The 26,222-nt window shown below is 61.5% G+C and carries 23 protein-coding genes; 3 read left to right on the top strand and 20 right to left on the bottom strand.

Translation table 11 applies throughout. The annotated features are described in order from the left end of the window. Nucleotides 1–68: 68 nt before the first annotated feature. Nucleotides 69–1,097, bottom strand: a complete 1,029-nt coding sequence (locus GR212_RS22625) for a DUF4424 family protein (RefSeq protein WP_163989642.1) — start codon at nt 1,095–1,097, stop codon at nt 69–71. A 579-nt stretch (nt 1,098–1,676) separates the two neighbouring features. On the opposite strand from GR212_RS22625, the gene GR212_RS22620 reads away from it, so the two are divergent. Further along, nucleotides 1,677–2,765, top strand: coding sequence for a lysozyme inhibitor LprI family protein (locus GR212_RS22620; protein ID WP_163989639.1), 1,089 nt, complete (start codon nt 1,677–1,679; stop codon nt 2,763–2,765). Nucleotides 2,766–2,911: 146 nt separating this feature from the next. Here the strand turns inward: GR212_RS22620 and GR212_RS22615 are convergent, their stop codons facing one another. The 10 genes from GR212_RS22615 to GR212_RS22570 all read right to left on the bottom strand — a co-directional run bounded on the left by GR212_RS22615 (nt 2,912) and on the right by GR212_RS22570 (nt 12,827). Further along, entirely contained in the window at nt 2,912–3,331 is a 420-nt protein-coding gene (locus tag GR212_RS22615; RefSeq protein ID WP_163989637.1) for a lysozyme inhibitor LprI family protein, read from the bottom strand. 25 nt (nt 3,332–3,356) lie between these two features. Next, the gene (locus tag GR212_RS22610) at nt 3,357–4,202 is read right to left on the bottom strand and encodes a lysozyme inhibitor LprI family protein (protein WP_163989635.1); all 846 of its coding nucleotides are present in this window, start codon (nt 4,200–4,202) and stop codon (nt 3,357–3,359) included. A 355-nt stretch (nt 4,203–4,557) separates the two neighbouring features. Continuing rightward, entirely contained in the window at nt 4,558–5,871 is a 1,314-nt protein-coding gene (locus tag GR212_RS22605; protein WP_163989633.1) for an ROK family transcriptional regulator, read from the bottom strand. Between the two features lie 11 nt (nt 5,872–5,882). After that, on the bottom strand, nt 5,883–7,016 hold the full coding sequence (locus GR212_RS22600) for an ABC transporter ATP-binding protein (RefSeq protein ID WP_163989631.1): 1,134 nt from the start codon (nt 7,014–7,016) through the stop codon (nt 5,883–5,885). Nucleotides 7,017–7,046: 30 nt separating this feature from the next. Then, entirely contained in the window at nt 7,047–7,868 is an 822-nt protein-coding gene (locus GR212_RS22595; protein WP_163989629.1) for a carbohydrate ABC transporter permease, read from the bottom strand. An 8-nt stretch (nt 7,869–7,876) separates the two neighbouring features. Beyond that, entirely contained in the window at nt 7,877–8,776 is a 900-nt protein-coding gene (locus GR212_RS22590; protein ID WP_163989628.1) for a carbohydrate ABC transporter permease, read from the bottom strand. Beyond that, nucleotides 8,773–9,759 (bottom strand): ROK family protein, encoded by a 987-nt coding sequence (locus GR212_RS22585; protein ID WP_163989626.1) that lies wholly within the window; start codon nt 9,757–9,759, stop codon nt 8,773–8,775. Before GR212_RS22585 ends, GR212_RS22590 begins: the two co-directional genes overlap by 4 nt. After that, nucleotides 9,756–10,550 (bottom strand): 6-phosphogluconolactonase, encoded by a 795-nt coding sequence (locus GR212_RS22580; RefSeq protein WP_204326710.1) that lies wholly within the window; start codon nt 10,548–10,550, stop codon nt 9,756–9,758. Before GR212_RS22580 ends, GR212_RS22585 begins: the two co-directional genes overlap by 4 nt. 50 nt (nt 10,551–10,600) lie before the next feature. Then, nucleotides 10,601–11,473, bottom strand: coding sequence for a sugar phosphate isomerase/epimerase family protein (locus tag GR212_RS22575; protein WP_163989622.1), 873 nt, complete (start codon nt 11,471–11,473; stop codon nt 10,601–10,603). A gap of 76 nt (nt 11,474–11,549) precedes the next feature. After that, a complete protein-coding gene (locus tag GR212_RS22570; protein ID WP_163989621.1) occupies nt 11,550–12,827 on the bottom strand; it encodes an ABC transporter substrate-binding protein in 1,278 nt (425 codons plus the stop codon). A 202-nt stretch (nt 12,828–13,029) separates the two neighbouring features. Between GR212_RS22570 and GR212_RS22565 the strand changes: the two genes are divergently transcribed. Next, nucleotides 13,030–14,118 carry a Gfo/Idh/MocA family protein gene (locus GR212_RS22565; protein ID WP_163989619.1) on the top strand — a complete coding sequence of 363 codons (1,089 nt, stop codon included), beginning with the start codon at nt 13,030–13,032 and terminating at the stop codon, nt 14,116–14,118. A gap of 143 nt (nt 14,119–14,261) precedes the next feature. On the opposite strand, the gene GR212_RS22560 is transcribed toward GR212_RS22565, so the two are convergent. Then, on the bottom strand, nt 14,262–15,593 hold the full coding sequence (locus GR212_RS22560) for an NAD(P)/FAD-dependent oxidoreductase (RefSeq protein ID WP_163989617.1): 1,332 nt from the start codon (nt 15,591–15,593) through the stop codon (nt 14,262–14,264). 461 nt (nt 15,594–16,054) lie between these two features. On the opposite strand from GR212_RS22560, the gene GR212_RS22555 reads away from it, so the two are divergent. Further along, nucleotides 16,055–16,948 carry a haloalkane dehalogenase gene (locus tag GR212_RS22555; RefSeq protein WP_163989615.1) on the top strand — a complete coding sequence of 298 codons (894 nt, stop codon included), beginning with the start codon at nt 16,055–16,057 and terminating at the stop codon, nt 16,946–16,948. A 134-nt stretch (nt 16,949–17,082) separates the two neighbouring features. On the opposite strand, the gene GR212_RS22550 is transcribed toward GR212_RS22555, so the two are convergent. The 8 genes from GR212_RS22550 to GR212_RS22515 all read right to left on the bottom strand — a co-directional run bounded on the left by GR212_RS22550 (nt 17,083) and on the right by GR212_RS22515 (nt 26,183). Beyond that, on the bottom strand, nt 17,083–17,676 hold the full coding sequence (locus tag GR212_RS22550) for a TetR/AcrR family transcriptional regulator (RefSeq protein ID WP_163989613.1): 594 nt from the start codon (nt 17,674–17,676) through the stop codon (nt 17,083–17,085). Nucleotides 17,677–17,799: 123 nt separating this feature from the next. Then, on the bottom strand, nt 17,800–18,594 hold the full coding sequence (locus tag GR212_RS22545; RefSeq protein ID WP_163989611.1) for an ABC transporter ATP-binding protein: 795 nt from the start codon (nt 18,592–18,594) through the stop codon (nt 17,800–17,802). Beyond that, on the bottom strand, nt 18,591–19,364 hold the full coding sequence (locus GR212_RS22540) for an ABC transporter permease (protein WP_163989609.1): 774 nt from the start codon (nt 19,362–19,364) through the stop codon (nt 18,591–18,593). The genes GR212_RS22545 and GR212_RS22540 overlap by 4 nt, the downstream gene beginning before the upstream one ends. Before the next feature lie 64 nt (nt 19,365–19,428). Further along, nucleotides 19,429–20,373, bottom strand: a complete 945-nt coding sequence (locus GR212_RS22535) for an ABC transporter substrate-binding protein (protein WP_163989607.1) — start codon at nt 20,371–20,373, stop codon at nt 19,429–19,431. A gap of 516 nt (nt 20,374–20,889) precedes the next feature. Continuing rightward, entirely contained in the window at nt 20,890–22,614 is a 1,725-nt protein-coding gene (locus GR212_RS22530) for a dipeptide ABC transporter ATP-binding protein (RefSeq protein WP_163989606.1), read from the bottom strand. Next, a complete protein-coding gene (locus tag GR212_RS22525; protein WP_163989604.1) occupies nt 22,614–23,513 on the bottom strand; it encodes an ABC transporter permease in 900 nt (299 codons plus the stop codon). Before GR212_RS22525 ends, GR212_RS22530 begins: the two co-directional genes overlap by 1 nt. Beyond that, entirely contained in the window at nt 23,513–24,478 is a 966-nt protein-coding gene (locus GR212_RS22520; RefSeq protein WP_163989602.1) for an ABC transporter permease, read from the bottom strand. Before GR212_RS22520 ends, GR212_RS22525 begins: the two co-directional genes overlap by 1 nt. Before the next feature lie 127 nt (nt 24,479–24,605). Further along, nucleotides 24,606–26,183 carry an ABC transporter substrate-binding protein gene (locus tag GR212_RS22515; protein ID WP_204326709.1) on the bottom strand — a complete coding sequence of 526 codons (1,578 nt, stop codon included), beginning with the start codon at nt 26,181–26,183 and terminating at the stop codon, nt 24,606–24,608. Nucleotides 26,184–26,222: the final 39 nt, after the last annotated feature.

The raw sequence follows: 26,222 nt of genomic DNA, 5'->3' as shown, positions 1-26,222 counted from the left end.
GGGGGAAGAGCTCCGGGGGATGTCGATGGTCTATTCGGCGTGAACTGGATCTTTTGGAGAAAGCGCGGTCATTGAACCGGCACGGTCCGCAGAAGCAGGACGTCGATGTCGCGGTCAGGCGTGTAGTTCCTGATGTCCATTTCAAACTGCGTCGGGCCGATCTTCTTCACGCCATTGCCGCAGAAAGAGACCAGCGTCTTCGGGTCTCCCTTGTCCACGACCAGCTTGAAACTGCCGATCGGTCCTGCCCAGTTGCCGCCGGACATGATGACGTAGGACAAATACTGCTCGAAGGACTGGAAGGTCTTCGCATTGTCGTCAGCGGCTCTTTTGTAAAGCGCGCCGGCGGCCTTGAGAAAGCTTGCGTCCGTGCAGAATTTTTCCTGGTAGGCCTTCAGGCTGTCCGGATCCATGTCCGGAGAGCCGAGCGATAGGCTGGAGAGGCTGCCGACGACGGGCACATAGGTCTGCTGAACCGTGACGTCTTTCCCCGCAGGAAAGGTCTGGTCGCGCCAGTATTTGGATCTCAGGGTCCAAAGGGGGTAGAGCGGTACGGGCTGGCCCGTATAGTCGCTTTCCTCGCCGGGGTCGACGATATCGGCATCCGCTAGGCTCTTGCGCTGCTCGTTCGTCAGGCGCCCGATTGCCGCCTGCGTGGCCTCGACGGTCGGGACAAGCGGAATGTGCAGCGCCCGCAGCTTTTCGGTGATCTCGACGTCCGGCTTGCCCTCCTCCGTGATGAAGGCGCGCTGCTCGAGCTGCGAGGCGACCGGCTTGCCAGCCACGACGGTTTGAAACTTCATGAAGTTGTCGCTCGCTGGATCCGGAACCACAGTCGTGGAGTTCGAACCCCCGCCCGGGAAGTCGGGCATCGGAAAGGCGATGGTCGTGGCGTAGTCGGCGTTCGTCAGGTTGTGAAAGCGATAGGAGATGCGCACGCCCGTGGGCGACAGGTACAAGTCCTCCGAAACGAGGGCGATCTTGTCCGTCTTCTGAAGGACGAGACCTCCGGTTCCGAGCGTCGCCGAACTGTCGTCGGCAAGGGCCGGCATGGACAAAAGCGTCAGGCCAACACAGGCAAATAGATGAATGCGCATCGTAAATTCTTTCCGGATGGGGGAAGGGCCAGCGGGGTAAAAATCGCCGACGATCCAAGGGTGCAATGCGCCTCGTCGCCGGATGTACAGGTGTCTGTCCCCCTCCTCGTGTCTCAGCCGCAGACCTGCGCCCGGAGCTCTATGCATCCCTGAGGCCGCCTGCCATCGGCGTGCGAAGCCCCGGTTTCAGGCCGGGCCTGGAGCGACCGGCCTTCGTTCGGAACGCAAATCCGACATGCCCCGTCGCCACGCTCGTCACACCGGGCCGCCGCCCAGGGCCGAAGACGCTTATCAGACTGCGTTCGACGCGCCGATATCTTTGCGTCCGGCAGAAGTGCACATGCGTCTATATTTATCAAAGCGTGTACCGGCTTCTGGTCAGCAATTCCTGAGTGGCGTAGAGCTGCGGACGAACTGCCATTGCAAGCGGGCCGCATTCATGACGGATGCGGCCCGCTTGCGCGGTTGCCCTGATCGACATCCGTAGCGATCCGTATTTCGGGGATGAGCTGAAGGAGATTCTCCACCCCGGAGACTCTATCGGCTTTGAAAGCACCGTCTCATTGGAAGGATAACAGCATGAGTTTTTGGCTTGGCACCTTTAGCCGTCTGACACTTGCGGCTTTGGCGGTGTCTATTCCCGTTGTCGTCAACGCCGCGGAGCAGAAAAAGGACTGCTTCGGCTTCGATGCCGTGGATGACGATCCGCTGGCGGCGCGCCTCTATGAAGTCCAGCCGGGCGACAAGGTCGAATTCCAATGCCCCGCGCGATCCGTTGTCTGCAAGAAAGGTGCGTTCCTGCTGCCGGGTGATCAGGTGATCGTCAGCCGGGTGGATGGGAACAAGGCTTGTGCCGAATATCACAGCCCGGCGAAGCGCCCCGACAACGATGAAACGGCAGGCTGGCTGCCACTGGACCGATTGGCTGAAAAATCGCCTGCCCCCGACTGGGTCGGACGCTGGGGCGACAGTGAGACGAGGATCACGGCAAAGCAGCAGAAGGACAAGGTCCGCATCGATGCCGAGGCCAACCTGCAATTCGGCAACGGTGAGCAGGGTGGGCAGTTCGCCGCCCTCATCGATGGCGCACAGGCCCAGGCGAAATTCGGATACGAGTCGGACGGGGAGGGGAAAGACGAAAAGCTGCTCCCCTATCAGGACAAGTCCTCTCCCGGCGTATGCCAGGTCAAGCTGAGCCAGCTCGGACGCTATCTCGTGGTCGGCGACAATCACATGTGCGGCGGGATCAATGTCAGCTTTTCCCGGGTCTATCGGCGGGCCGACGAGAAGGCCTCCGCCGGTGAAGCCGAGGCGCAGGCGTCGAAGCCGGCTGAGAGCGGCAAGCAGCCGGACGGCATTCGCCCGTCCTACAAGTCCTGCCTGGATAAATCCGGTGGCGTCACCATCGCCATGCGGAATTGCGCCGCCTCGGAGTACAAGTATCAGGACGGTCGCCTCAATGACGTCTACCGTGCACTGCGCTCGAGGCTGGACAAGGCTGCTGCGGCGCAATTGCGCGACGAGCAGAGAGGCTGGATCGGTGAGCGCGACAAGCAGTGCGAGGTCGACAAGAATAGCGGCACCGCCGCATTGATCGTTTCCGATGACTGCTCCGTGGAAACGACGGCCAAGCGCGCCGCGGAGTTGGAAAGCCGGCTGTCCCGGTAGAGAACACGGTCATTCCGCTATCGATCCGTCAGGTCGCTCTGCTGGCGGATCGGTTCAAGTTCCGGAAGCGGATAGCCTCTTTATCGCCGCGCGGAGGAAGACCGGACCGGACCCGCCACGCAGCCTTGCGGCAGATCGAAGAATCCTCATTGATCGGCGGGATCCAGAGCCTCGGCCCAGTTCTTTCGCATGGCGGACAAACGGGTTTTGTAGGCCGTTTTGAGGCAGGCGGTGTCCTTGCATTTGTCGCGCACCGTCGTGCGCCAAAGGGTTTGCTCCTTGCCGACCGGATCGACGACCTTTCCCGTCTCGCCATCGTGCCCGGCTGTCTCGCCCTGGATCTTGTCGAACAATATGTTCATCTCGCCGTCCAGCTTGGAAAGGCCCGGATCTGCGCAAATCAGCTTTTCCACGCGGCTCTTGGCAAGCCTGCAATCAAAGCCGGCGCCGATGGCAATGGTCGACGTCGCGAGCAGGCCGGGTACAAGCAGGGTGCCGAATCCGAGGCCGACGACAAGGATGCGACATGCGCCGGCCCTGAATGAGAATGCTGGGTGACTGGTCATATGTTCTGTCCTCGGAATAGGCCCGTTACTGCGCCGGCGGATAGCTCGGACTGGTAAGGCATTGATCGAACCATGTGGCATCGCTCTCCTCCAGAGGCCAAATGCCTTCGACATCCAGCTTGGGAAGGCCTGTCTTGGCCGAAGGGAACTGACCGTCTTTTTCAGGATTGCGCGACCAGGCGGATTCTGCGCCCGCATCCTTGTCCTTGCCGCAGATATTGCCGGACTGATCGTTGCACACTGCCGTTAGTTTGGCGGTATCGCCCTCGATGGCGCTAACACCGTAGTCCTCCGAGAGAGACCATGTGGCCCATTCCGTGTTGGCGCTGCAAAGCCGCGCCTTGTTCTGAACGTGCATTGCGCCGAAGCACTGATAGGAGAAGCTCGTTTGATCCCGGTCGTTGGGAATGAACTCGCAGCTCGTGTCGAAGCCGGAAAAGGCGCCGCCGGTATATTTTGCCAGGAAGCGGCGCTGGGCTTCCGCTTGAGCGACCAGCCCTTTGCCGGAGCGATCGTCCAAGCGTTTGGTTCGTTCGTCGATTGCCTTTCGCAGTTCGCCGACCGGCAGCGGCGCTCCTTCCGAATTGGTATTCAATCCTTCGTTGCGAGCGGCGATCCAGCGACGCTGGCTGTTGACGAGCATCGAACGGACGTCGGCATCCGGCGCGGTCTTGATCAGCGCGCTATAGGCTTTGCCCATGGCTGCATCCGCCGCCTTGAGGCCCGCATTGCCGCAGATTCTCTTGTCGATGGGGTCGCTTGCCTTGCTGCAGTCGATCGCCCAGGCCGGCGCCGCTAGGCCCACTCCGAAGCCCGCGATCAGGGCAGTCATCGCAAAGCGCGGGAGGGTGGGTAGTCGAATGCTAAACATCAATCTGCTTCCTCGATACTGTCTTTGCGATCAAGCGGCGAATACACGCCGCGCAGAAACCGTGAATCCGAATTTGCGCCCGCGACAACGCGATGTGATCGCAGGCAAAAGTCCAGATCCCGCAATTAACCGGAGAGTGCTGCCAGTTGTAGGCGTTTTCCGAAATCTGAACGGGCGTACACTTGTTATGGACGCTGTTATACCGACCGCGCGCATCATGCGGCTTGGCCGTGAGGCGATGAAGCGGCGAGCGCCAAAAGTTTGGAGAGCCGGTAATCGGTGCTGCTCCCGATCGGCCGGCTCACACTTGGCGATTATTCCGAAGGCGCTGAACCGGGATGGGAAACCGAACCTTTTAACCCCTTGTCGGTTGCTCGAAGGGGCGTTGTTCGTCACCGAGCTGGCGAATGTAGAGATGCCGGAAGTTCGGGTTCGTGTTGACAAAGATGGGGAGGCTGGCCGCGCCGATAACCGGTGCATCGTCGGTCAGCTGGCCGACGACGAGCCGGGGCGAGAGCCTGTCCTTGCGTTCGCTGAGCGAGCGATGCAGCGGATAGGCCCGTTCCACCAGGGCCGTGACGATCGAGGGCGGCAGCGAGCCGCCGACCGTAATGAATTCGGGGTCGATCGTGCTTTCGAGGATGGCCGTGAGAAAGCGCAGACAAAGGCCGGCTTCCTCCATCCACTCGGAAAGCCGCGGGTCGCGCTGGCTATGGAGATCGGCAAGGATGGAAACGTCGGCCGCGGCCGCGTCGGCATCCTCGATCGTCCAGTCGAGTGCTTTAGCAATACCGCTGAGCGAGAGAACGGAATCAATGATCGGCGGCTCGCCGTCTTCACGCATTCGCCGGGGTTGAAAGGGCAGCAACCCGAGCTCGCCGGCATTGCCCCAGACGCCCTTCAAGGGCATGCCGTCGATGATCATGCCGGCACCGACGCCGTACCCGATATAGAGATGGGCGAAGTTGCGCTTGTCCTTGTCGCTGCGTGCGAAATGCTCGCCGATGGCAGCGGCGGTCGCATCGTTTTCGACGAGGACGGTCAGCCCGCACAGATCTTTCAGGCGCTGGGCGACCGGGACATTCGCCCAGGCATCCCATCCCGGCTGCTTGGTGGCGAAGTCGTAGATGTCGTCATCGAGCGTCGGCAGGACCAGGCCGATGCTCCAGATCTTGTCGCGCGGCACGTATGCCTCGTCGATCAGGACATCGGTAAGGACGGCAATGGTCTTCAGTGTCGAATCCGGATCGCGGGTGTCGCCCGTCCAGGTTTTCCGGCCGATGACGTCGAGCAGCAGGTTGCACACCACCATGACGACGCGGTTGCGATCGAGATGGATGCCGATGGAGAAGCCCGCGATCGGGTTGGGTCCCAGATAGATCTGCGGCTGACCGCGCTGGCCCTGCGAGCGGCCGGTCTCGATAATGAACTGCTGGTCCAGCAGTTCCCGGGTGATACCCGAGACGGTCTGCGGCGTCAGCCCGACCCGCTTGGCGATGTCGATCCGGCTGAGCGGGCCGGATTGGTACAGTGCCTCGAAGATGAGGCGGCGGTTGAAAATACGGGAATGTTCGAGATTGGTGCCGGTGACATCGGGCAGCCTTTGCCGTCCTCCGGCAAGCTTGGTCAGCTTGGGCGATCCCGACCCAGTCTTTGGCGTATCGGTCATTCCGTTTCCATTCAGCGTGCCCGGAATTCCTGGCCGAGAATGCCATAAGCCGGGCTTGAGCGACGCCCGAGCATAGCTTGTCCCGCATCGTTGAAAAGATGCACCGCCGCGACAGGGGCCTCGGCCGCGAAGCGATCGCCAGCCTTGCAGAAAATATCGCCGGGATAGCGGACGGTGAGCATCTGTCCATCGGCAAGCCTCAGATAGATGATGCTGGTCTCGCCAAGATGCTCAACCAGATCCACGGTGCCTTCGATCTTCATCGCTGGCCCGTCGCCGGGGATCCAGTGCTCGGGTCGAATGCCGATGGTGACCTTGGCGCCTGGCGCGACAGCGGCTCCGGAATAGGGAAGGCTCGTCTGTTGCTCGCCGACCGCGAGTCGCAGATTGCCGTCCGCAAGGGAGATGACCCGAGCTTCGATCAGGTTCATTGCGGGTGATCCGATGAAGCCGGCAACGAAGAGGTTTGCGGGTGCATGGTAGAGATCGAGCGGCGTTCCCACCTGCTCGATGCGGCCGCTATTGAGCACGACGATCTTGTCGGCCAATGTCATCGCCTCGACCTGGTCATGCGTCACATAGATCATCGTCGCGCCGAGTTCGCGGTGCAGCTTGGCGATCTCGATGCGTGTATTGACCCTGAGGGCTGCGTCGAGGTTCGACAGGGGTTCGTCGAACAGGAAGATTTTCGGCTGGCGGACGATGGCGCGGCCGATGGCGACGCGCTGGCGCTGGCCGCCCGAAAGGGCGCCCGGCTTGCGGTCGAGAACGGCGTCCAGCTTCAGGATCGATGCCGCCTTGCGGACCCGCCGATCGATCTCATCCTTGGGAATCTTTGCGAACTTCAGGCCGAAGGCCATGTTCCGATAGACATCCATATGCGGATAGAGCGCATAGGACTGGAACACCATGGCGATCTGCCGTTCTGCGGGGGCAACATGGTTGACCACCTGGCCGCCGATGCGGATATCGCCGCCGCTGATATCCTCCAGCCCGGCGATGGCCCGAAGCAGGGTGGACTTGCCGCAGCCGGACGGGCCGACGAAGACGACCAGCTCGCCGTCTTCGATCGTAAGGTCGATTCCATGCAGCACCGTCAGGGCGCCGAACGCCTTGCGCACATTGGTCAGGGACAGGTCAGCCATCGATGTTTCTTTCCTTGGTAGCAGAGCGCATCATTTTACCGCTCCCGCCGTCAGGCCGGAGACGATGCGGCGCTGGAAGATCAAAACCAGCAGGATCAGGGGTACGGTGACGATGACGGAGGCCGCCATGATCGTTCCGAAGGGGAGCTCGAAGCGGCTCGATCCGGAAATCAGCGCCAGGCCGACCGGAACGGTGCGGACCGTATCGCTGAGCGTGAAGGTGAGGGCGAAGAGGAATTCGTTCCACGAGGCAATGAAGGCGAGCAGGCCGGTGCTGGCCAGCGCCGGCGCAAGCAGCGGAAAATAGATCTGCCAGATCATCGCCCAGGTCGAGCACCCGTCCATGCGAGCCGCGTCTTCCAGTTCGGCCGGAATCTGCCGGATGAAGCTGGTCATCACCCAGACGGTGAAGGGCAGGCTGAAGATCATGTAGGAGAGAACGAGGCTGCCGAGGCTGTTATAGAGCCCAAGCCAGCGGATCGTTCCGAACAGGCCCGAGAGCACGACGATCTGCGGAAACATCGAAGCGCCGAGTATCCCCGCCAGCACGACCCCGCGGCCGCGAAACTTCAGTTTCCCAAGCGCGTAGGCCGAGGTAATGGCAAAGATCAGCGACAGCGTCACGACCGATACCGCGACGATCGCGGAATTCAGGATGTTGCGCAGGAAATTGCCGTTGGTCAGCAGGTCGCGGTAGTTGCTGAGGTCGATCGCCGGGAAGAAGTCGACCGAGAACAGGGCCGACCCTGTTTTGAACGACGAAACGATCGCCCAGTAGAACGGGAAGACCGTGTAGAACACGACGACGATCTTGAGGAGGGTCAGCGCGATGGTTTTGGCAAGGCGTTTCATCGGCATCCTCACTCGCTGATCAATCGGATCTTGGTCAGCTGGATATAAACCGCTGCCACCAGGGAGATCATCAGGAACACCAGCATCGCCACCGCCGAGCCGTAGCCGACATCCTGGAAGTCGACGAGCTGCTGGCGGGCATAGATCGAGATTGTCGCCGTTTCCCGGCTCTTCGAGCTGAGCACATAGGCAAGGTCGAACATGCGCACGGCGTCCAGAAGGCGAAAGAGGATGGCGACGGCAAGGGTCGGCCAGAGCAAGGGCAGGGTGATGTAGAAGAACCGCGCCCAGCCGGGAGCGCCATCGACCTTGGCCGCCTCGTAGAGATCGCGGGGGATGATCTGCAGGCCGGCGAGGATCAGCAGCACCATGAAGGGCGTCGTCTGCCAAACATCGACGGCGATGATCGCCGCCATCGCCGTGCCGGTTCCCGCCGTCCATGCAATGCCATGGCTGATGAAGCCAAGCTTGATGAGGAGCGCGTTGACGACGCCATACTGGTCATGCAGCATCCATTGCCACATCTGCGCGGAAACCACCGTCGGAATCGCCCAGGGGATCAGCATGACGGCGCGCAACGCGCCGCGACCCTTGATCTGGCTGTCGATCAGAAGGGCGATGCCGACGCCGGCGAGCGTTTCGAGCGTCACGGACGTCGCCGCGAAGAAAGCGGTGTTGCGCACGGCATGCCACCAGTCGCCATCCTTCATCAGCGCCAGATAATTGCCGAAGCCGACGAATCGCGGCAGGTCGCCGGCATCGAGCGACGCGTGCATGAAGGAGAGATACGCCGTGCGGGCAAGCGGCCATGCGGTGACCGTTGCCAGCACGATCAGCATCGGGGCAAGCAAAAGCCATGGTTCGATACGCTTGGTCCAGCTGGATTGGAGAGCCGTCTGCGCCGTCATGCCGTAACCCTGATTGTTTGCCGGCTGTTGCCGGGCGGTGTTGCAAGGGCGGCGCCGACAACGCCGGCGTTCTCGCCGAGCGCTGCGTGAAGCAGCGGGATCGACCGGCATCGCTCCGCCCAGATGTTCTCGCGCATGTATTGTTCCAGTTTCGTGCGATATCGGCCGGTCGAACAGCCAAGTCCGCCGCCGAGTACCACCGCCTCGGGATCGATCATGTTGACCATCTGCGCCATCAGCCGGCCGGTCACTTCCGCCGCCTCGTCGATCACGCGCGTGCTGACGGGATCGCCTTCGGCGCTCAAGGATTCCAGCGTGCGGACGCCGTCTTCGGGCGCCAGCCCGCTGCGGCGAGCAAAGGAAAGCTGCATGCCCTTGCCGGAGGCGAAATCCTCGGCGTTTGCAATGGTCAGGCCGGTGTCATCCTCCTTGGGAAGCGCCAGCGGCGAGCTGGCGAAGTGGATGGCAAAGCCGTTGGCGCCGGACCACGGCTGGCCATCGATGACGAGCGAGTAGCTCATGCCCGTGCCGAGCGACACATAGACGAAACTGCGATGCAGCGCGCCGGCTCCGAATCGGGCTTCGGCATGAGCGGCGGCGCGCACGTCGCTGTCGACCATCGCCGGGATGCCGAGCATATTTTCGACCTGCGTGCGGATCGTCTCGATCGAGAAGTTCCAGTCGCTGCAGACGCGGCCTTCGAGATCGACAAGCTCGGGGACGGCGATACCGATCGATGTCGGAACCCTGTCCTCCGCATTTGCCAGGGCGATGATTTCGGCGGCGATATCGGCGACATCGCGGATGATGGCGGCAGGGCCCGCTTCAACGGGGGTTGGCCTGCGCCGGAAATGGGTTACGGCACCTGTTTCGATATCCACCAGGCCGGCGGCGATCTTGGTGCCGCCGAGATCGATGCCGATACGGTAGTCCGCGCCCTGACGCGCTGGAATTGAAGATTCCTCGATACCGCGGCCTGTCATATTTTCCCCGCCGCCGCGGTATCGAGCAGGATGCGAACTTGCTTGCAGCGATGAATGATGGTGGCCGGCCATTGCGGATCGAAACTGTCGCTTTGCGTCAGGCGGCTGGCAGCCTCCCTCTTATGGGTGCCGTGGATGACCAGGGCGACGGCTTTCGAGAGATTGGAGATGGTGCCGAGGCCGACGGTGAGGCCGTGATGCGGCACGGCATCGAGAGAGGGGAAATCGGGGAAGGTGCCGAGATTGTCGCGGCGCGTTTCCTCGGCAAGCTTGACGATACAGCTTGGGCCATCGGCCGGGCTGCCCGGCGGATTGAAGGCGACGTGGCCGTCCGTCGCGCCGGATGCGAGGATGAAGAGGTCGACGCCGCCCGCCGCCTGGATGCGGGCGTCATAGGCACCCGGATCCGTGGCGTCCGGAAACCAGACATGTTCTTTGGGAATCTGATGCGCGGTCTCGATCCCGGCATTCAGCCGCCGGCGGATGTCGTGTTCGGCAAACCGGCGGCAGCTGTTGTGCGCGTCCGGCGGGCAAAGGCCGAGACCGTCTTCGCCGCCGCCGAGATACTCGTCCATCATGACTAGGACGAGATTGGATAGATCGAGATTGCCGGCAGCGGCCTTGTCGGCCATTGCGTCATAGACCGGCTTTGGCGATCGTCCGCTCGGGCAGCCCAGCAGAAACAGTTTGCCTTCGGCGCGTGCTGCGGCAATTCCGGCTAGAATGTCGGTGGCCAGCACGTCGCCGATTTCGGCGGGCGTGTTCAGGATTTCAGCGGAATGCGCGCGCAAGTTTGTCCTCCAGTCAGATCGTATGCGGCCGGTGGCCATGCTGCCCGGCCTTAAAGGCCGAGCGTCCTCAGATAATCGCGATTGTGCTTGGCGATCGGAAAGGGCTTTTCCGGCGGGCACGGATACATGTCCTGCTCGACGACGGCGAAACCGTCATAGTTCCTGGCTTCGAGGAATTTCACCACCTCGGCGAAATCGATGACGCCTTTGTCGAGTTCGCACATCACGCCCATCTGGAAGGCGTCCATGAACGGAATGTTCTCGTCGGTGATGCGCTTGCGCAGCGCGCCGTCCATGTTCTTGAAGTGATAATAGGGAATGCGGTCGGCATGGCGGGCCATGAAGGCGAGCGGATCGGCACCGGTATAGATGTGGTGGCCGAGATCGAAGCAGAGCCCGACATGCTCCGGCAGCGTATCGGCCAGAAGCCGCTCGATTTCCGCTTCCGTCTCGATGCAGGTACCGACATGCGGATGGAAGACGAACTTCATGCCGTATTCCTCGACAACACGCTTGGCGGTCGCGCGGACGTTGGCGATCATCTTGGCCCACGCCTGGTCATCGAGCAGGCGATCGCCGGGTGCGGCATAGGATTCGGATTCGTCCATCAGCACGAACCATTCGGCACCCGCCGCCTTCAACAGCGCGCAGATTGGCCCGACGCGGGCGGCAAGCGTTTCGTCGGAATCGGCAAGCGACAGCGGGTGGACAACGCCGGTGCCGCAGAGCCTGATATCGCGGCGTCCAAGTTCCGAAAGCAGCGTTTCGGGATCGGTCGGCAGATAGCCCCAGGGGCCGAGTTCGGTCCAGCCGTAGCCGGCCTTCTGCACCTCGTCGAGATAGCGTTCCCAACCGACCTGCTTTTCGTCCTTCGGATACCAGACGCCCCAGGAGTCCGGCGCTGTCGCCACTTTGATCGTCATTATCTGTCACCTAGTATTTGGAATGGGCGGTCCGCGCCGCCGTTTCACCGGTGCGGACCGTAATTGTCGGAACGTGTTACCAGCCGCCGCGCGACTTCAGCGCATCAAGCTTCGATGCCAGGTCGTCGATGGAGGCATCGCTTGCCGAGGGATCCGCCAGAGCCGCATGGAGGGCGTTGGAAATCTCGGTCGAGACGCGCGGGTAGTCGCTACCGGTCACGCTGGTCGGACGGGTGACGACATTCTCGAAGGCCGCCTTGGCCGTCGTCAGGAAGGGAATGGCCTTCAGGACATCGGCGTCGGAAAAGAGCGACGAGATGCTCGGAATATAGGAGCCTGCCAATGCCCGGCGCTTTTCTTCCTTCTCCCCGGCGAGGTAGGCGACGAGCGCTGCTGCTTCCTTCGGATGGGTCGAGTATTTCGACACGCCGAGATAGGCGGCCCCGTCGATGCCGACATGCTGGCCGTTCGCGCCCTTCGGCAGCGGCGCAACCCCGACCTTGTCCTTGATGGCGCTGTCGGCGCCGTTGGCGAGCGACCAGGCATAGGCCCAGTTGCGCATGAAGACGGCATCGCCGTTCTGGAAGACGCCGCGCGAACCCTCTTCGTCATAGTTGAGGACGCCCTGGGGCGAGATCGTTCCGGCCCAGCCGGCCGCCGTCTTCAATGCTTCCTTGGCAGCCGGCGAGCCGATGGTGATCTTGCCGTCCGCATCGATGAAGGTGCCGGCACCGCTGCTGGCGAACCATTCGGTGGCGTTGCAGACGAGGCCTTCATAGGCGCGGCCCTGCCAGACATAGCCCCACATCTTGTCGTTGCCGGCCTTGCGTTCGCCGTCCTGGACAAGCTGCGCCGTCGTGGTCAGCTCAGCCCAGGTTTCCGGAACCTTGGCGCCGTATTTGTCGAGCAGATCCTTGCGATAGAAGAGCAGGCCGGTGTCCATGTACCATGGCATGGCGACGAATTTGCCGTTGACCGTGCCTGCCGCGACGGCCGAGGGGAAGTATTTGTCGACGCTGCCGGCGGGCAGGGCGTCCTTCAGATCAAGCAGGTGGCTCTTCAGCGGGCCGACCCAGACGCCATCGAGGATCATCACATCGACATCGGTCGATTGTGCCGAAAGCAATTGCTGGTAGAGCGACAGCACGTCGTCCCAGTTTGCCGGCATCGTGGTGATCTTCACCTCGTTGCCGCTTTCCTTGGCCCAGGCTTCGGAGCCTTCCTTGCACAACTGCAGTTCAATGCCGGAGGACGAGCAGAAGATGTTGATGGTTTCGGCCTGCGAGATGGCCGGATAGGCGGCCGTGAACCCGAGTGCCGCGATACCGAATGCGAATGCCTTGCTGATGGTCATGACATACTCCCCTTTTATTAAATCCAGATTATGGATCATAATACCGAGAAGCTTGCGGCTGTAAATGGAATATTCCGGCGTTTTTGCAAAAAAGATCGAATATTTATTCCATTTTGCGCTTGAGCTGCCGTTTCGCTTTCGCTAATTAAATGCATTGTTCGAATTTAATTGGCGTTTTTGAAGCGCAACATAGGAGTTGGATATGCGATTGAAGGTTGGTCTGGTTGGGCTTGGGGAAGTGGCGCAACTGATGCACATTCCGACGCTTCACAAATTGCAGGATCGGTTCGAGCTGGCCGCCGTCCACGACGTCTCGCCTTCGGTGCTGGCGCAGGTGGCCGACCATTGGAAGATCGAGAAACGCTACGGCACGGCGGCGGCGCTATTTGCCGATCCCGAGATCGATGCCGTGCTGATCCTCAGCCCCGACCAGCACCACGGCGAGCAGGCAAGGGCGGCGATCGCCGCCGGCAAGCATGTGTTCATCGAAAAGCCGGCCTGCCTGACGGCTGCCGACCTGGAGACGCTCGTGGCCGCCGAAGCCGCCTCCAATCGTGTCGTCATGGTCGGCTACATGCGCCGCTTCGCGCCGGCCTTCGTGGCCGCCAAGCAGGAACTGGAAAACTTCGGACCGATCTCCTATGTCCGCGTCCGCGACGTGATCTGCGAAGGGCCATGGTTCTTCAACCAGACCGACACGGTCGTCACGCCGAACGGCGATATTCCGGCGGCGCTGATCGACGAGAGCCGGGCGCTTCGCAAGGCGATGATGGACGCCATGTGCGGCGCCGATGCGCCGGCGATCGTCAGGCGAGGCTATGAAGTCATGACCGGACTGTGCTCGCATTCGCTGTCTGCCATGCGCGACCTCCTGGGCAGTTCGCCGAAGCGGGTGATCGGTGCGCAACTGTCGCAGAATGGCGAGCAGCTCACGGCCATGTTCGACTATGGCAGCTTCACCGCCATCTACGAATGCCTTATCGACGATATCGCGCGCTTCGATGCCGGGATCGAGGTGTTTTCGAAGAACAAGCGTCTGCACTTCCGTTACAACACACCGTATCTGCGCAATCTGCCGATGACGCTGGAAGTGCAGGAAAGCACCGCCGACAGCAATCTCGTGCGCACCCTTGGGCCCTTCCACACGGATGCGTTCCAGATCGAGCTCGAGGCCTTTCATTCCTCCATCACCAAGGGGGCGCCGAACCGCACGCCCCCGTCCGATTCGAAAGAGGATATCGAGCTTTTCTCGAAGATCCTGGCCGTAGCGAAGTCGACCCTGGCCGGGTGAGAACCGGGATATCTGCTCTATGCAGACGCCCGGCTCGCCGGTGAGCGAGCCGGCGAACTGAGATAAACCCGATCGGCGTGAGGGACGCTTCCTCACGCTGATCGGGCTGAAGATTGCGCATTGCGACAGGGCGGGTTTTGCGATCAGAATCCGCTGATCAGCTCGATCTTCGTGCCGTCGCTAAATCGCCTGAAGCGAAAATCCTTCGGATCGACGATCGGTGTGTGGCCTGTGACGAGGTCGGCCATGAGGCGTCCGGCTGCCGGGCCAATGCCGAAGCCATGACCTGAGAAGCCCGTCGCGACATGGAAGCCGGGGATCGTATCGACGGCGTCGATGACGGGAACGGCATCGGGCGTCACGTCGATCATTCCCGCCCAGCGTTGGGATATCTCCGCCTTTTCGAAAACCGGGAAAGCCTTCCGCAGCTCGGCCAGCGCGCTCGCCGTTATCGCCTTGGAGGGAACGGGATCAAGAACGCGATTATATTCGAAGGGAGAGGGCTCATCCAGCGACCACCGGCGTGGCATGCGCAGATCATCGAAATAGCGGGCGCCAAGACGGAAGCTCAACGATCGCCATTCGTGCCTGAAAGCCGGAAGGAATTGCAGGGCATAGCGAAAGGACGCAGGCACGATGTCGACAATGTTCCGCATGCCGTCGGCAATCGTGTAGCCGCCATCCATGCGTTTGCGGATTGCAAAACCGCTTGCCCATATCGCTTCCTCCGGGCCGCCCTCGAGCGGCTTGGTGCGCAGGACCGAGTTCATGACCTTCAACTGCGGCAGGTCGAGAGCATGGTTGCCCAGGAACAGGCTGGACCATGCCCCGCCGGCCAGAACGGCGGCCTTGCAGGCGATCTCACCGCGCTCCGTGACGACGCCCGATACGCGCCCGCCGGACAATTGCAGTCCCCTGACCGCACATTCCGTGAGGATATGCGCACCGCGGTCTCGGGCAGCTTCGGCGATGGCGGGGGCTGCCCTTTGCGGCTCCGCCCGGCAATCGCCGGCGGTATAGAGCGCGCCGGCAATCTTGAGGTTGGAGCTCGGATACTTGTCCTTGAATTCCGCCGCGCTCAGCATGCGGCTTTCGATCTGGTAGCCCTCGAGGTTTCGGTTCCAGCGCCGGTTCTCTTCGAACTCCTCTTCCGTCGTGCAGGTAAAGAGGATGCCCGCGCGTTTGAAGCCGGTTTCGCGACCTGTCCGACGATTGAGATCGGCCCAGATGCGCAAGGATTCCGCCATCAACGGCACCTCGCGCGGATCGCGTCTTGAAATCCTGACCCAGCCCCAGTTTCGGCTGGATTGTTCATGGCCGATTCCGCCCTTTTCGCAAAGGGCGACCCTCAGACCCTGCTCGACGAGTTCCAGCGCCGTCGAGGCGCCGATGATACCGCCACCGATGACGACCACATCCACTTCCTTCGGCAATTCGGCATCGCCATGGACGGGAACGACGTATGGGCCAGGCATTGGCAGCTACTCCTTGAAGGGTAATGGACGGGACGTCGATGCCAAAACGGATTGAACCGGCGTGGCCCGAGCTGGGTGCCCGATTTGTCAATGTTTCGCCGGCGCTCTCCAGCCTCCGGCGCCCATGGGATAATCCACGCGACGCTGCATTGCAAACAGCTTCCGAGGCTCTTGCGGCAAGATCCTTGAGCCGGTGTCGGAAGGGTATTCGATTGGCAATCTGGATCGCGAGACCATGAGGGACAATCGGCCTCATATCGGTGAGAGGCGTCTGAGCATCTGTGCGCCTGTCGGCGGCCCTTTGCTGGCCGAGGATCGACGCCGGAAGGGGTTTCCCGACGTCGCGCAGGCCTCTGGTATAGGACTATTGACAATAATACGGTCGTACGTATTGTGATAATCGACGCTTTACGAGAGCGGTCGAAACCGAAGTTTTCCCGATGTCTTGCAGGATGAGCCCAATGAGAACCGATATCAGATTACCAGTCGTTCGCGTGCTTGAGTCTCAAATGGCATTTCGTGAAGAAGGGGGGCGTGACAGCCCGGTTGCCATCTTTCTCCATGGCAATCCCACGTCGTCGTATATATGGCGCAATATCATTCCGCTTGTCGCGGGCGAGGCGCGTTGCATCGCTCCGGATCTGATCGGGTTCGGTCAATCCGGCAAGCCGGACATAGAGTATCGTTTCGACGATCATGTTCGCTATCTCGATGCCTTCATCGATCGGATGGAAATCGAAAATGCCTATCTCGTTGCCCAGGATTGGGGAACGGCGCTTGCCTTTCATCTCGCGGCGCGCCGCCCCGACTTTGTTCGCGGTCTCGTCTTCATGGAGTTCACGCGACCGTTTCCGACCTGGGACGAATTTCTGGGAGATAAGACGGAACGCGAGATTTTTCGGAAATTCCGCACGGCCGGCGAGGGGGAGAGGCTGATCCTGGAGGAAAACGCATTTGTCGAGGGCGTGCTGCCGGGGGCAACGGTGCGAAAATTCAGCGAGGAGGAGATGGCAATCTATCGCGCGCCGTTTCCGACGCCGGCATCGAGAAAACCTACGTGGCGTTTTCCCAATGAACTGCCGATTGCGGGCGAGCCGGCGGATGTCTATTCCACGATCGAGAAGGCGCATGAGGCATTGGCCGCGTCGCGATATCCGAAACTCCTTTTCTCCGGAGATCCGGGCGCGCTTGTCTCGCCCCGCGTCGCCGAGGATTTTGCCCGAAGACTTCATGACTGCAGGCTGGTCAAGCTGGGATCCGGTCTTCACTACCTGCAGGAGGATCACGCGGAGATCATCGGGGAAACCACCGCGCAGTTTATTTCCGAAGTCGAAGCGGCAAACACTGTTCTCTGAGCAGGGGATACGCATTTCCTTCGGAAGTTTGTTGCCGCCGTCGTCGGGACGGCGACTTCGGCGCGGCACCTGATCCAATAATCTCAGCGTTCCGAGCGGAACTGGCCGGTCGATCCCGACGTCCGTACTTGATCCTACCGGGCCCCGTCGTTGAAAACGATCGAAAGCATGATCGTCTTGAAGCGCTCCAGTGGCTTGGCGTCGCGAGAAACCTTCATCCGCAAAATTGCGCCTTCCCAGCCGCCGAGAAGAAATTCCGCAAGGTCGTCAGGAGGGAAGGTGGAGGCTATGTCTCCGGATTTTTGACCTTCGGCGATGCAAGCCGCAAAGGGCGCCGACCACTCGGCGAAAATCTCCAGCAGTCGCTCCCGAAGCAGATCGCTCTGCGGCGCTGCTTCCAGGCTGAAGTCTCCGATGAGACATCCACGGCTGAAACCATCGCCGGCCAAACGCTCCGTAATGATGTCGAGATAGCGGGCAATCCGGTCGCGGGGCGTGAGCCTCGTATCTCCCAAGGCCTCGTCTATCGCAGTTTTGAGGTCTCCAAAATAGAGGTCGAGCACCTCCTTGACGAACTCCTCTTTGGACTGGAAGTGGTTGGTGAACGATCCCTGGGGGACGCCCGCTTCGGCAACGATGTCGCGAACCCCGGCACCGACATAGCCCTTGCGGAGCATGACCTTTCGGCCGGCTTTCAGAATAGTGTCGCGATGAGAAGGTTTCGGCATAGGCCTATAATATGTACGACCATATTTTTGTCAATGAAGCGGCGGCTCGCGCGAAACGAAACGAGCATGGAGCGGCCACGATTGCCGCCGCTTCACACTTAATCCGCTTTCGTCGCGCGTTTTTCAGCCGTGCGAGGCTGCGGCGATGGCTTCGCCGCGGATCTCTTCCGTCAGCTTCAGCCGAAGTGCCGAGAATTCCGGGCTCGCCTTGATGGTGTAGTGGCGCGGATGGGGCAGATCGACCGGCGTGATCGACTTGATGCGGCCGGGGCGCGCCGTCATCGTCACAACGCGCGATGCCATGAAGACTGCTTCCTCGATGTCGTGGGTGACGAAGACCACCGTCTTCTGCTCGCGTTCCCAGATGCCGAGCAGCAGCTCCTGCATCAGCCCGCGGGTCTGATTGTCAAGCGCGCCGAAAGGCTCGTCGAGCAGGAGAATTTTCGGATCGTTGGCGAGTGCGCGGGCAATCGCCGTGCGCTGCTGCATGCCCCCGGACAATTGTTTCGGCCAATGGTCCTCGAAGCCGCGCAGTCCGACCTTGTCGATATAGCTGGCGACGATGTCGTCCCGTTCTCTTTCGGCGACGCCGCGCTCGCGCAGGCCGAAGGCAACGTTCTGGCGTATCGTCAGCCATGGAAACAGTGTGTAGGACTGGAACACCATGCCACGATCAGCGCTGGGGCCGGTCACTTCCTTGCCGTCCAGGGTCACTGTCCCTGTCGTCGGCCGGTCGAGGCCGGCGATGATCCGCAGCAGCGTGGACTTGCCGCAGCCGGAGGGCCCGAGGATGGTAACGAAGTCGTTGCGGGGAATGTCGAGTGTCGTCGGCTGCAGGGCCAGGGTCGGCGTGCCGCCCCGCACGCCGGGAAAGGTGCGGCTGACATCCTTGATGCGAAGTTCGCCGGGAACGCTCATGCAAACCTCCATGCGAACAGCTTGCGGTTCACGAACTTGAAAGCGAAGTCCGAAACGAGGCCGATCAGGCCGATGACGATGATGCCGAAGATGATCTGGCCCGTGGCGAGGAGCGCCTGGCTGTTGATGATCATGTAGCCGATGCCCGAAGACGCGCCGATCAGTTCGGCGACGATGACATAGGTCCAGGCCCAGCCGAGAACGAGCCGCAGCGTTTCGCCGATATCGGGCGCGGCCGCGGGGATCAACACGCGCCGGACAACGCCCCGGTCGGTGGCGCCCAGCGTATAGGCTGCCTCTACCAGATCCCGTCGCGTACCGGACACAGAAACCGCCACCATCAGAATGATCTGGAACACGGCGCCGATGAAGATGACGAGCAGCTTCTGCGTTTCTCCGATACCGGCCCAAAGGATGAGCAATGGTACGAAGGCCGAAGCAGGCAGATAGCGGGCAAAGGAGACGAATGGCTCGAGGAGCGCCTCGATGGGCTTGTAGGCTCCCATGAGGATGCCGAGCGGCACGGCGATCAGCGCCGACAGGATAAAGCCGCCGAGCACGCGCCAGATCGTCATGCCGATATCGAAGAGAAAGCCCTGATTGACGAGGAGATCGTAGCCGTCCGTCGCCATGGTGATGGGATCGGCAAGAAAGGTCTTGGAGACAAAGCCGCCGAGCGTCAGGCAACCCCAGCCGATGAAGAAAAGAATGAAGAAGAGCATGCCGTATAGGAGCCGGCTGCCGGGACTGATGGGTTCTAGCGGGCGCATCGTGTCTCTTGTCGTGGAGGGAGGCGTGTCGAGGGTTCGACACGCCCGAGGAGCGTTTCGGGCCTTACTCGATGAAGGATGGATCGGCCAGTTTCGAGAGATCCGGCTTGGTCTTGATGACGCCGGCGTCGAGAAGGATCTTGGCGGCCTCCTCGTTGAAGCTCTTGAAGGTCGAGCCGAAGAACTTTTTCGCGGCCGCCTTGTCCTGCCATTCCAGATAGGCTGCCGATTCGCCGAACTCCTTGCCCGACTGCTTTACGTCCTTGCCCATGATTTCGAAGGACTTGTCCTTGTCCTTCTTGATCATTTCAAGCGCGTCGTAATAGCTCGCGGCCAGTGCCTTGGCGGCATCCGGATGCTCCTTCAGGAAGGTCGTCGTGCAGCCGAACGTATCCATGACGGCCGGATAATCGAGCGTGGTTGCTATGATCTTGCCCTTGTCCGGCGCGGCGCGCACGGCCGACAGATAGGGCTCATAGGTCACGGCCGCATCGTTCTGGCCTGCCAGCAGCGCCTGGGCGGCAGGGCCCGGCTCCATGTTGACGATCTTGACGTCCTTCATGGTCATGCCGTTCTTGGCAAGGATGTAGGCGAGAAGGAAGTATGGCGAAGTTCCCGGCGCGGATGCGGCCACGGCCTTGCCCTTGAGGCCGGCGACATTCTCGATTCCCGGCTTGGCGGCAATGCCGTCGGCGCCATGCGAGACGTCGAGCTGGAATATCTGCGTTGTCGCCACGCCCGCGGCATTCCAGACGATCCAGGTTTCCACGGTGGTCGCCGCGCATTGGATGTCGCCGGAGGCAAGTGCCAGATGGCGGCTGGCCTGCGGCACCTTCGGCAGCGTGACGTCAAGCCCGTGCTTCTTGAAGATACCGGCCTCCTTGGCCAGCGTCAGCGGCGCGAAGCCGGTCCAGCCGGAGATGCCGATCGACACCTTCGTGTCGGCCGCTTGCGCATGACTAAAGCCAGCCAACGCGACGGAGGCTGCGAGAAACAATGCCTTTTTCATGATGTGAAGTTCCCTGCTCGTTGTTAAGGCAGTTGACGTTACTGCCGTTTTTATCAGCACTATATTGCGCACGCGACGTTTTCTTGTCTAGACAAAATAGCTCGCTCCACGTCATAATTAAAGTGGATGCGGGAACGTCGACGCTGCTGGAATTGGATTGAAAAAATCGGTAGACTCGGGCGCACGGTCGCGATGACAACGGTCGCGCGGCTTCTGATATCGCGCACGCTTTTCCTATCTACGTCGGAATAAATCGGACCGTCTTGCGGATCGCGAAATGATTGCCGCTGCGCCAGAATTCCGGTGTGCGGCGGCGGCTCCGGCCAGCAGGCGGCGCACCGGAGACTATTCCGACCATCGTTGTCCTGATCGGCCATTTCAGGGACGCGGCGGGTATGGGCCTGTCTATCGACGAAGACCGTCAGGGCGCCTGCGGCGCCATCGGGAATGAGCGGTTGCCTGATCCTCGACGGCGCCGACCGCGCCGTCGAGGATCAGTGTATTTCCGTCCAGGCCTCAAGCAGTCGGAGCTGCTTGCTCCTTGGAGAAAATGCGGTCGAGCGAGGGCGCGAGGCTCAGAAGCTCGCGCGTGTACGCATGTTGCGGTGCCGAAAACAGCGTTTCCGTGTCCGCCAGCTCGACGATCTCGCCCGCTTTCATCACTGCGACGCGGTCGCACATCTGGCGGATCACCGCCAGGTCATGGCTGATGAACAGCACCGACAGGCCGGCGAGATCGCGCAGATCCTTGAGAAGATTGAGGATCTGGGCCTGCACGGAGACATCGAGGGCCGATGTCGGCTCGTCGCAGATCAGCATCGTCGGCCGTGGCCCGAGCGCCCTGGCGATGGCGATACGCTGACGCTGACCGCCGGAGAAGGCATGTGCGAAGCGCTGGCCGGCGTCGCCCGGCAGGCCGACGGCCTCCAGCAGCGTCCTTGCGTCGAACTGCGCCTGCTCTGCATTCGCGGCGAGTTTGTAGAAAAGGATCGGCTCGGCGATTGCCGAATTGATCCGCAGTCGCGGGTTGAGCGCCGAATAGGGATCCTGAAACACCATCTGCATCGATCGGCGAACCGATTGCTCGCGGTTGCCGGCAAGCGACGTTCCCTGGAAATCGATGCTGCCCGAAGTCTGTGTCACGAGCCCGGCGATGGTGTTGGCGACGGTCGTCTTACCGCAGCCGGATTCGCCGACAAGGCCGAAGATCTCGCCGCGGCGCACATCGAACGACACGTCCTTCACGGCCTTGAAGACCGACGCCTTTCGGCCCGGGAGGAGCGATCGCTTGCCATATTCGACGCAGATGTTGCGCACGTTCAGCACGACATCGTCCGTGGCTGCCGCACGAATCTCGACGCTCTTCCTGCGCACGGCCTCGCGGGCCTCGAGCGTGACCTTGGTCTCTTCGCTCGGAACCGGCAGGCGATCGAGCCTGACGTCGATCGGCGGAACGGCGGCAATCAGCGTTCGGGCATAGGGCGCCTTCGGCGCGGTCAGCACCTCGCGCGTCGGCCCGCTCTCGACCACGCGGCCGTTCTGCATGATCGTCACGCGGTCCGCGATTTCGGCGACGACGCCCATGTTGTGCGTTACGAGCAGGACGCCGACCCGCCGCGCATTGGCGAGATCGCGGATGAGCTTGAGGATCTGCGCCTGCACCGACACATCGAGCGCCGTCGTCGGTTCATCGGCGACGATCAGCTTGGGGTCGCAGGCGAGCGCCGTCGCGATGACGACACGCTGTCGCTGGCCGCCCGACAGCTGATGCGGATAGTTGCCAAGCCGCCGCTCCGGTTCCGGAATGCCGACGGCCTTCATCAGTTCGAGTGCGCGGGCGCGGGCCTCGCGGCGGTCGATCTTCAGATGCGCCAGCATGCCTTCGCACAACTGGCTTTCCACGGTGAACAGCGGGTTGAGGCTGGTCATGGGGTCTTGAAAGATCGCACCGACGTCGCGGCCGGGAATGATGCCTTCCGTGCGGCCGGTGCGCACGTCGATGGGCTTGCCGGCGATCATGATCGACCCCGCGGCAATCCGCCCCGGCGCCTGCAAGAGGCCCATGAGCGCGTTGCCGACCGTGGTCTTGCCGGCGCCGGATTCGCCGACGAGCGCATGGATCTCGCCGGGGGCGATGGTCAGGTTGACGTCGTCGACGGCCGCCAGCGTTTCGCCGTTGGCGAGCGGGTATTCCACCCGCAGGTTCCTGATGTCGAGGACAGGTGTCGGTGCGTGTATCATCAGCGTGCCATCAGTTTGGGGTTGAAGCGATCGCGGAGATAGTCGCCGATCACGTTGACGGCGAGAACGAGTATCACCAGAACGGCAGCCGGCATCACGGCGATCCACCAGAGGCCGGAGAACAGGAACTCGTTGCCGATCCGGATCAGCGTGCCGAGCGAGGGATAGGTCGGAGGCATGCCGGCGCCGAGGAACGACAGCGTCGCCTCGGTAAGGATGGCGCCGGCAAGGTTGATGGTGGCAATGACCATCACCGCGCTTATCACGTTCGGCAGGATGTGCCGGATCATGATGCGGCGTGACGGCAGCCCGATCACCTTTGCCGCTCGCACATAGTCTCGGGAGACTTCGACCATGGTGGAGGCCCGCACGGTGCGCGCATATTGCACCCACTCGTTGGCGGCGATCGCAAAGACCAGGATGGCCGGCGCCCATGTGAGGACCGTGTCGGAGCTGAGCTGCGCCTTGGCGACACCGCTGATGAGGAGCGCCACCAGGATCGTCGGGAAGCTGACGAGCACATCGGCGACACGCATCACCACATTGTCGACGCGGCCGCCGAAAAAGCCGGCGATCAGACCGAGAAGAACACCCATTGTCGCGGCAAAAAGCACGGCTCCGATACCGATCAGCACGGATATGCGCAGGCCGAACAGGATCACCGAGACGAGGTCTCGCCCCTGGTTGTCCGTGCCCAGCAGGAAGCGCGCGTCGCCGCCATCCATGAAGACGGGCGGGATTTCCGCGTCGATGAGCGAATAGGACGAGACGTCGCGGGGATCCATGGGCGCGATCATCGGCGCAAAGATCACCAGCACCAGCATCGTCGCGAGCACCAGGCCGGCGATCATGACGGAAACCGGCGGAAGTCGTTGAATCAGTCGAGCTTGCCTGGCCATTATCTTGTCCTCAGCCGGGGATCGATGAAGGTGTAGAGAATGTCGACGATCGTGTTGATAAGAACGAACAGGAAGCCGACGAACAGGAGATAGGCCGAAAGAACCGGTATATCCGGGTAGCCGACCGCATTGGTGAAGAGCAGGCCCATGCCCGGCCACTGAAAGACCGTTTCAGTGACGATGGCGAAGGCAATAAGCTGGCCGATCTGCAGACCCGTCACGGTGACGACGGGCATCAGCGCATTGCGCAGAGCCAGACGCCCATAGACATAAGGGCGGGGCAGGCCGCGCGCGAAAGCGAAGCGGATATAGTCCGACGACAGGACGTCGATCATTTCCGAGCGCACCAACCGCATGATCAGCGTCAACTGGAAGAGCGCAAGCGTGATCGAAGGCAGGATGAGCGACTTCAATCCGGAGATCGTCAGGAAGCCCGTCTGCCAGAAGCCGAGATCGACAACGTCACCACGACCGGAAGACGGCAGCCATCGCAGATTGACGGCGAAGACGAGGATCAACAGCAGCCCGGTGACGAAGGTAGGCATCGAAATGCCGACGAGCGTCAGCGACTGCGTAAGTCGCGAAAGCACTCCATTGGGCTTCAGCGCGCAGACGACGCCGAGCGGAATGCCGACCGCAAGCGATATGATCGTGGCGACGATCACCAGTTCCAGCGTGGCGGGAAGCCGGCTCATCAGCAGGTTGGCGACGGGTTGCTGGTAGCGGAAGCTCGTGCCGAGATTGCCATGCAGCACCCGGCCGACAAATTCGAGAAACTGGACAACGAGCGGCTTGTCGAGGCCAAGCGCAGCGCGAAGAGCGTCTTTTTCGCTCTGGGTGGCGCCCTCCCGCACCATGGCGGCAATCGGGTCGCCGACAAATCGGAACATGATGAAGGCGATGGCCGTTACGGCAACCATCACGAGGATGGCCTGCAGTAGCCTTGTCGTTAGAATCCTGATCATCGGAATATACCTTGCAGGGGCGCGGCGAGAATCTGGAACCTCAAAAACGCGCTGCTTTGCTCCCTTGCCTTGAGGACGATCCCGAACGTCCTGTCCGGGATCGCACAGCAATGCAGGGCTATCGGGTTCACTTCATCTGGGCGAACCAGGGACGTACGTATTCGTCAGCGAACTGAGGAATATCGACCTTGTCGCTCATTGCCCAGGCAACCGGCTGCTGGTGCAGCGGCAGGTAGAGTGCCTGATCGTGGGCGATGCGGAAGGCGTCTTTCAGCATTTGGACGCGCTTGCCTTCGTCGAGCTCGGTCGATGCCGAACGTGCAAGAGCATCGATCTTCGGGTCCGAAAGACCGTTCGGGTTGCTGCCGCCATAGGTGCCGTCATTGGTGGCAAGCAGGGACTGCAGGACGCTGTAGCCATCCATCGGCGGCAGCGATGCCCAGCCGAGCATGTAGATGTCGAAGTCACCATTGTCCTGGTGCGGGAAGTAGGTCGTCTTGCTCTCGACGCCGACATTGGCCTTGACGCCGATCTTGGCCCACATGGAGGCAATCGCCAGGCAGATCTGCTCGTCGGCGATGTAGCGGTCGTTCGGGCAATTCAGGCCGACCTGGAAGCCGTCGGCGTATCCGGCCTGCTCCATCAGCGATTTCGCGGTTTTCAGGTCGTAGGCAAGGGGCTCGTCGATGGTCTTGTCGTAACCGGTGACCTCGGGTGCGACCAGCATGCCCGACGTGCGGGACTTGCCGCGCATCAGCCGCTTCTGGATGGTGTTCAGATCGATGGCGTGCCACAGCGCCTGGCGTACCTTTACGTCCAGAAGCGGGTTGGGCTTGCCCGGCATGGCATGAAGCTGCGGGCGGAAGTTGAAGCCGAGGAAGATTTCGCGGAGCGACGGGTTTTCGACCACCTTCAGTCCCGGCGTGTTGCTGACACGGTCGATGTCCTGCAAGGGGATGGGCGCGATCATATCGAGCTCGCCGGAGAGAAGCGCCGCAACGCGCGTGGCATCCGAGGCGATCGGGCGGTATTCCACGCCCGTCAGATTGTGCTGGGGCTTGTCCCACCAGCTCTCATTCACGGCGAAAACCGATTTTGCGTCCGGCTCATAGCTGACGAGCTTGAACGGGCCGGTGCCGTTGGCATGGTTGCTGGCGTAGGTGGTGACGCCGGTCGATGCGTTGCCCGGCTTCAGGGCGTCATGCTCCATCATCCACGGCTTGCTCATGATGTAGACGGCGGCGAGGTCGTTGAGAAGCAGCGGATAGGGGCCGCGAAGAATGATGTCGACGGTGTAGTCGTCGACCTTTTCGGCACCGATGACGGCCGGCAGGTTCTCGCGGTTGCGCGAGCCCGGATCGATCTCACGCAGGATCGTGGCGACGACGTCGTCGGCGTTGAAGGGCTGGCCCTCATGGAACTTGACGCCCTGACGCAGCTTGAAGCGCCAGCGTGTCGGCGAGATCACCTCCCAGGAGGTCGCAAGCGCCGGCTCGAGCTGCAGGTTCTTGTTACGGCGCACCAGCGGATCGAACACCATGTGATGAACGCTCTGGGTGAAGCTGTCGACCTGGGCGTTCGGGTCGTACGAGATGACGTCGCCGGACGACGACCAGCGTAGTGTCTTTGCGAACGACGGCGTCGTCAGCGGTATGATGATGGCTAGCCCTGCCAGCAGGGTCTTCAGATAGGTTTTCACTTGCATCTCCCTTTGCGTATGCATTGCGAATAATTCAATGGATAC

This window comes from Martinezella lusitana (assembly GCF_010668395.1).
Taxonomy (GTDB): Bacteria; Pseudomonadota; Alphaproteobacteria; order Rhizobiales; family Rhizobiaceae; genus Rhizobium; species Rhizobium lusitanum_A.
This window is presented reverse-complemented; position numbering and strand designations above follow the sequence as displayed.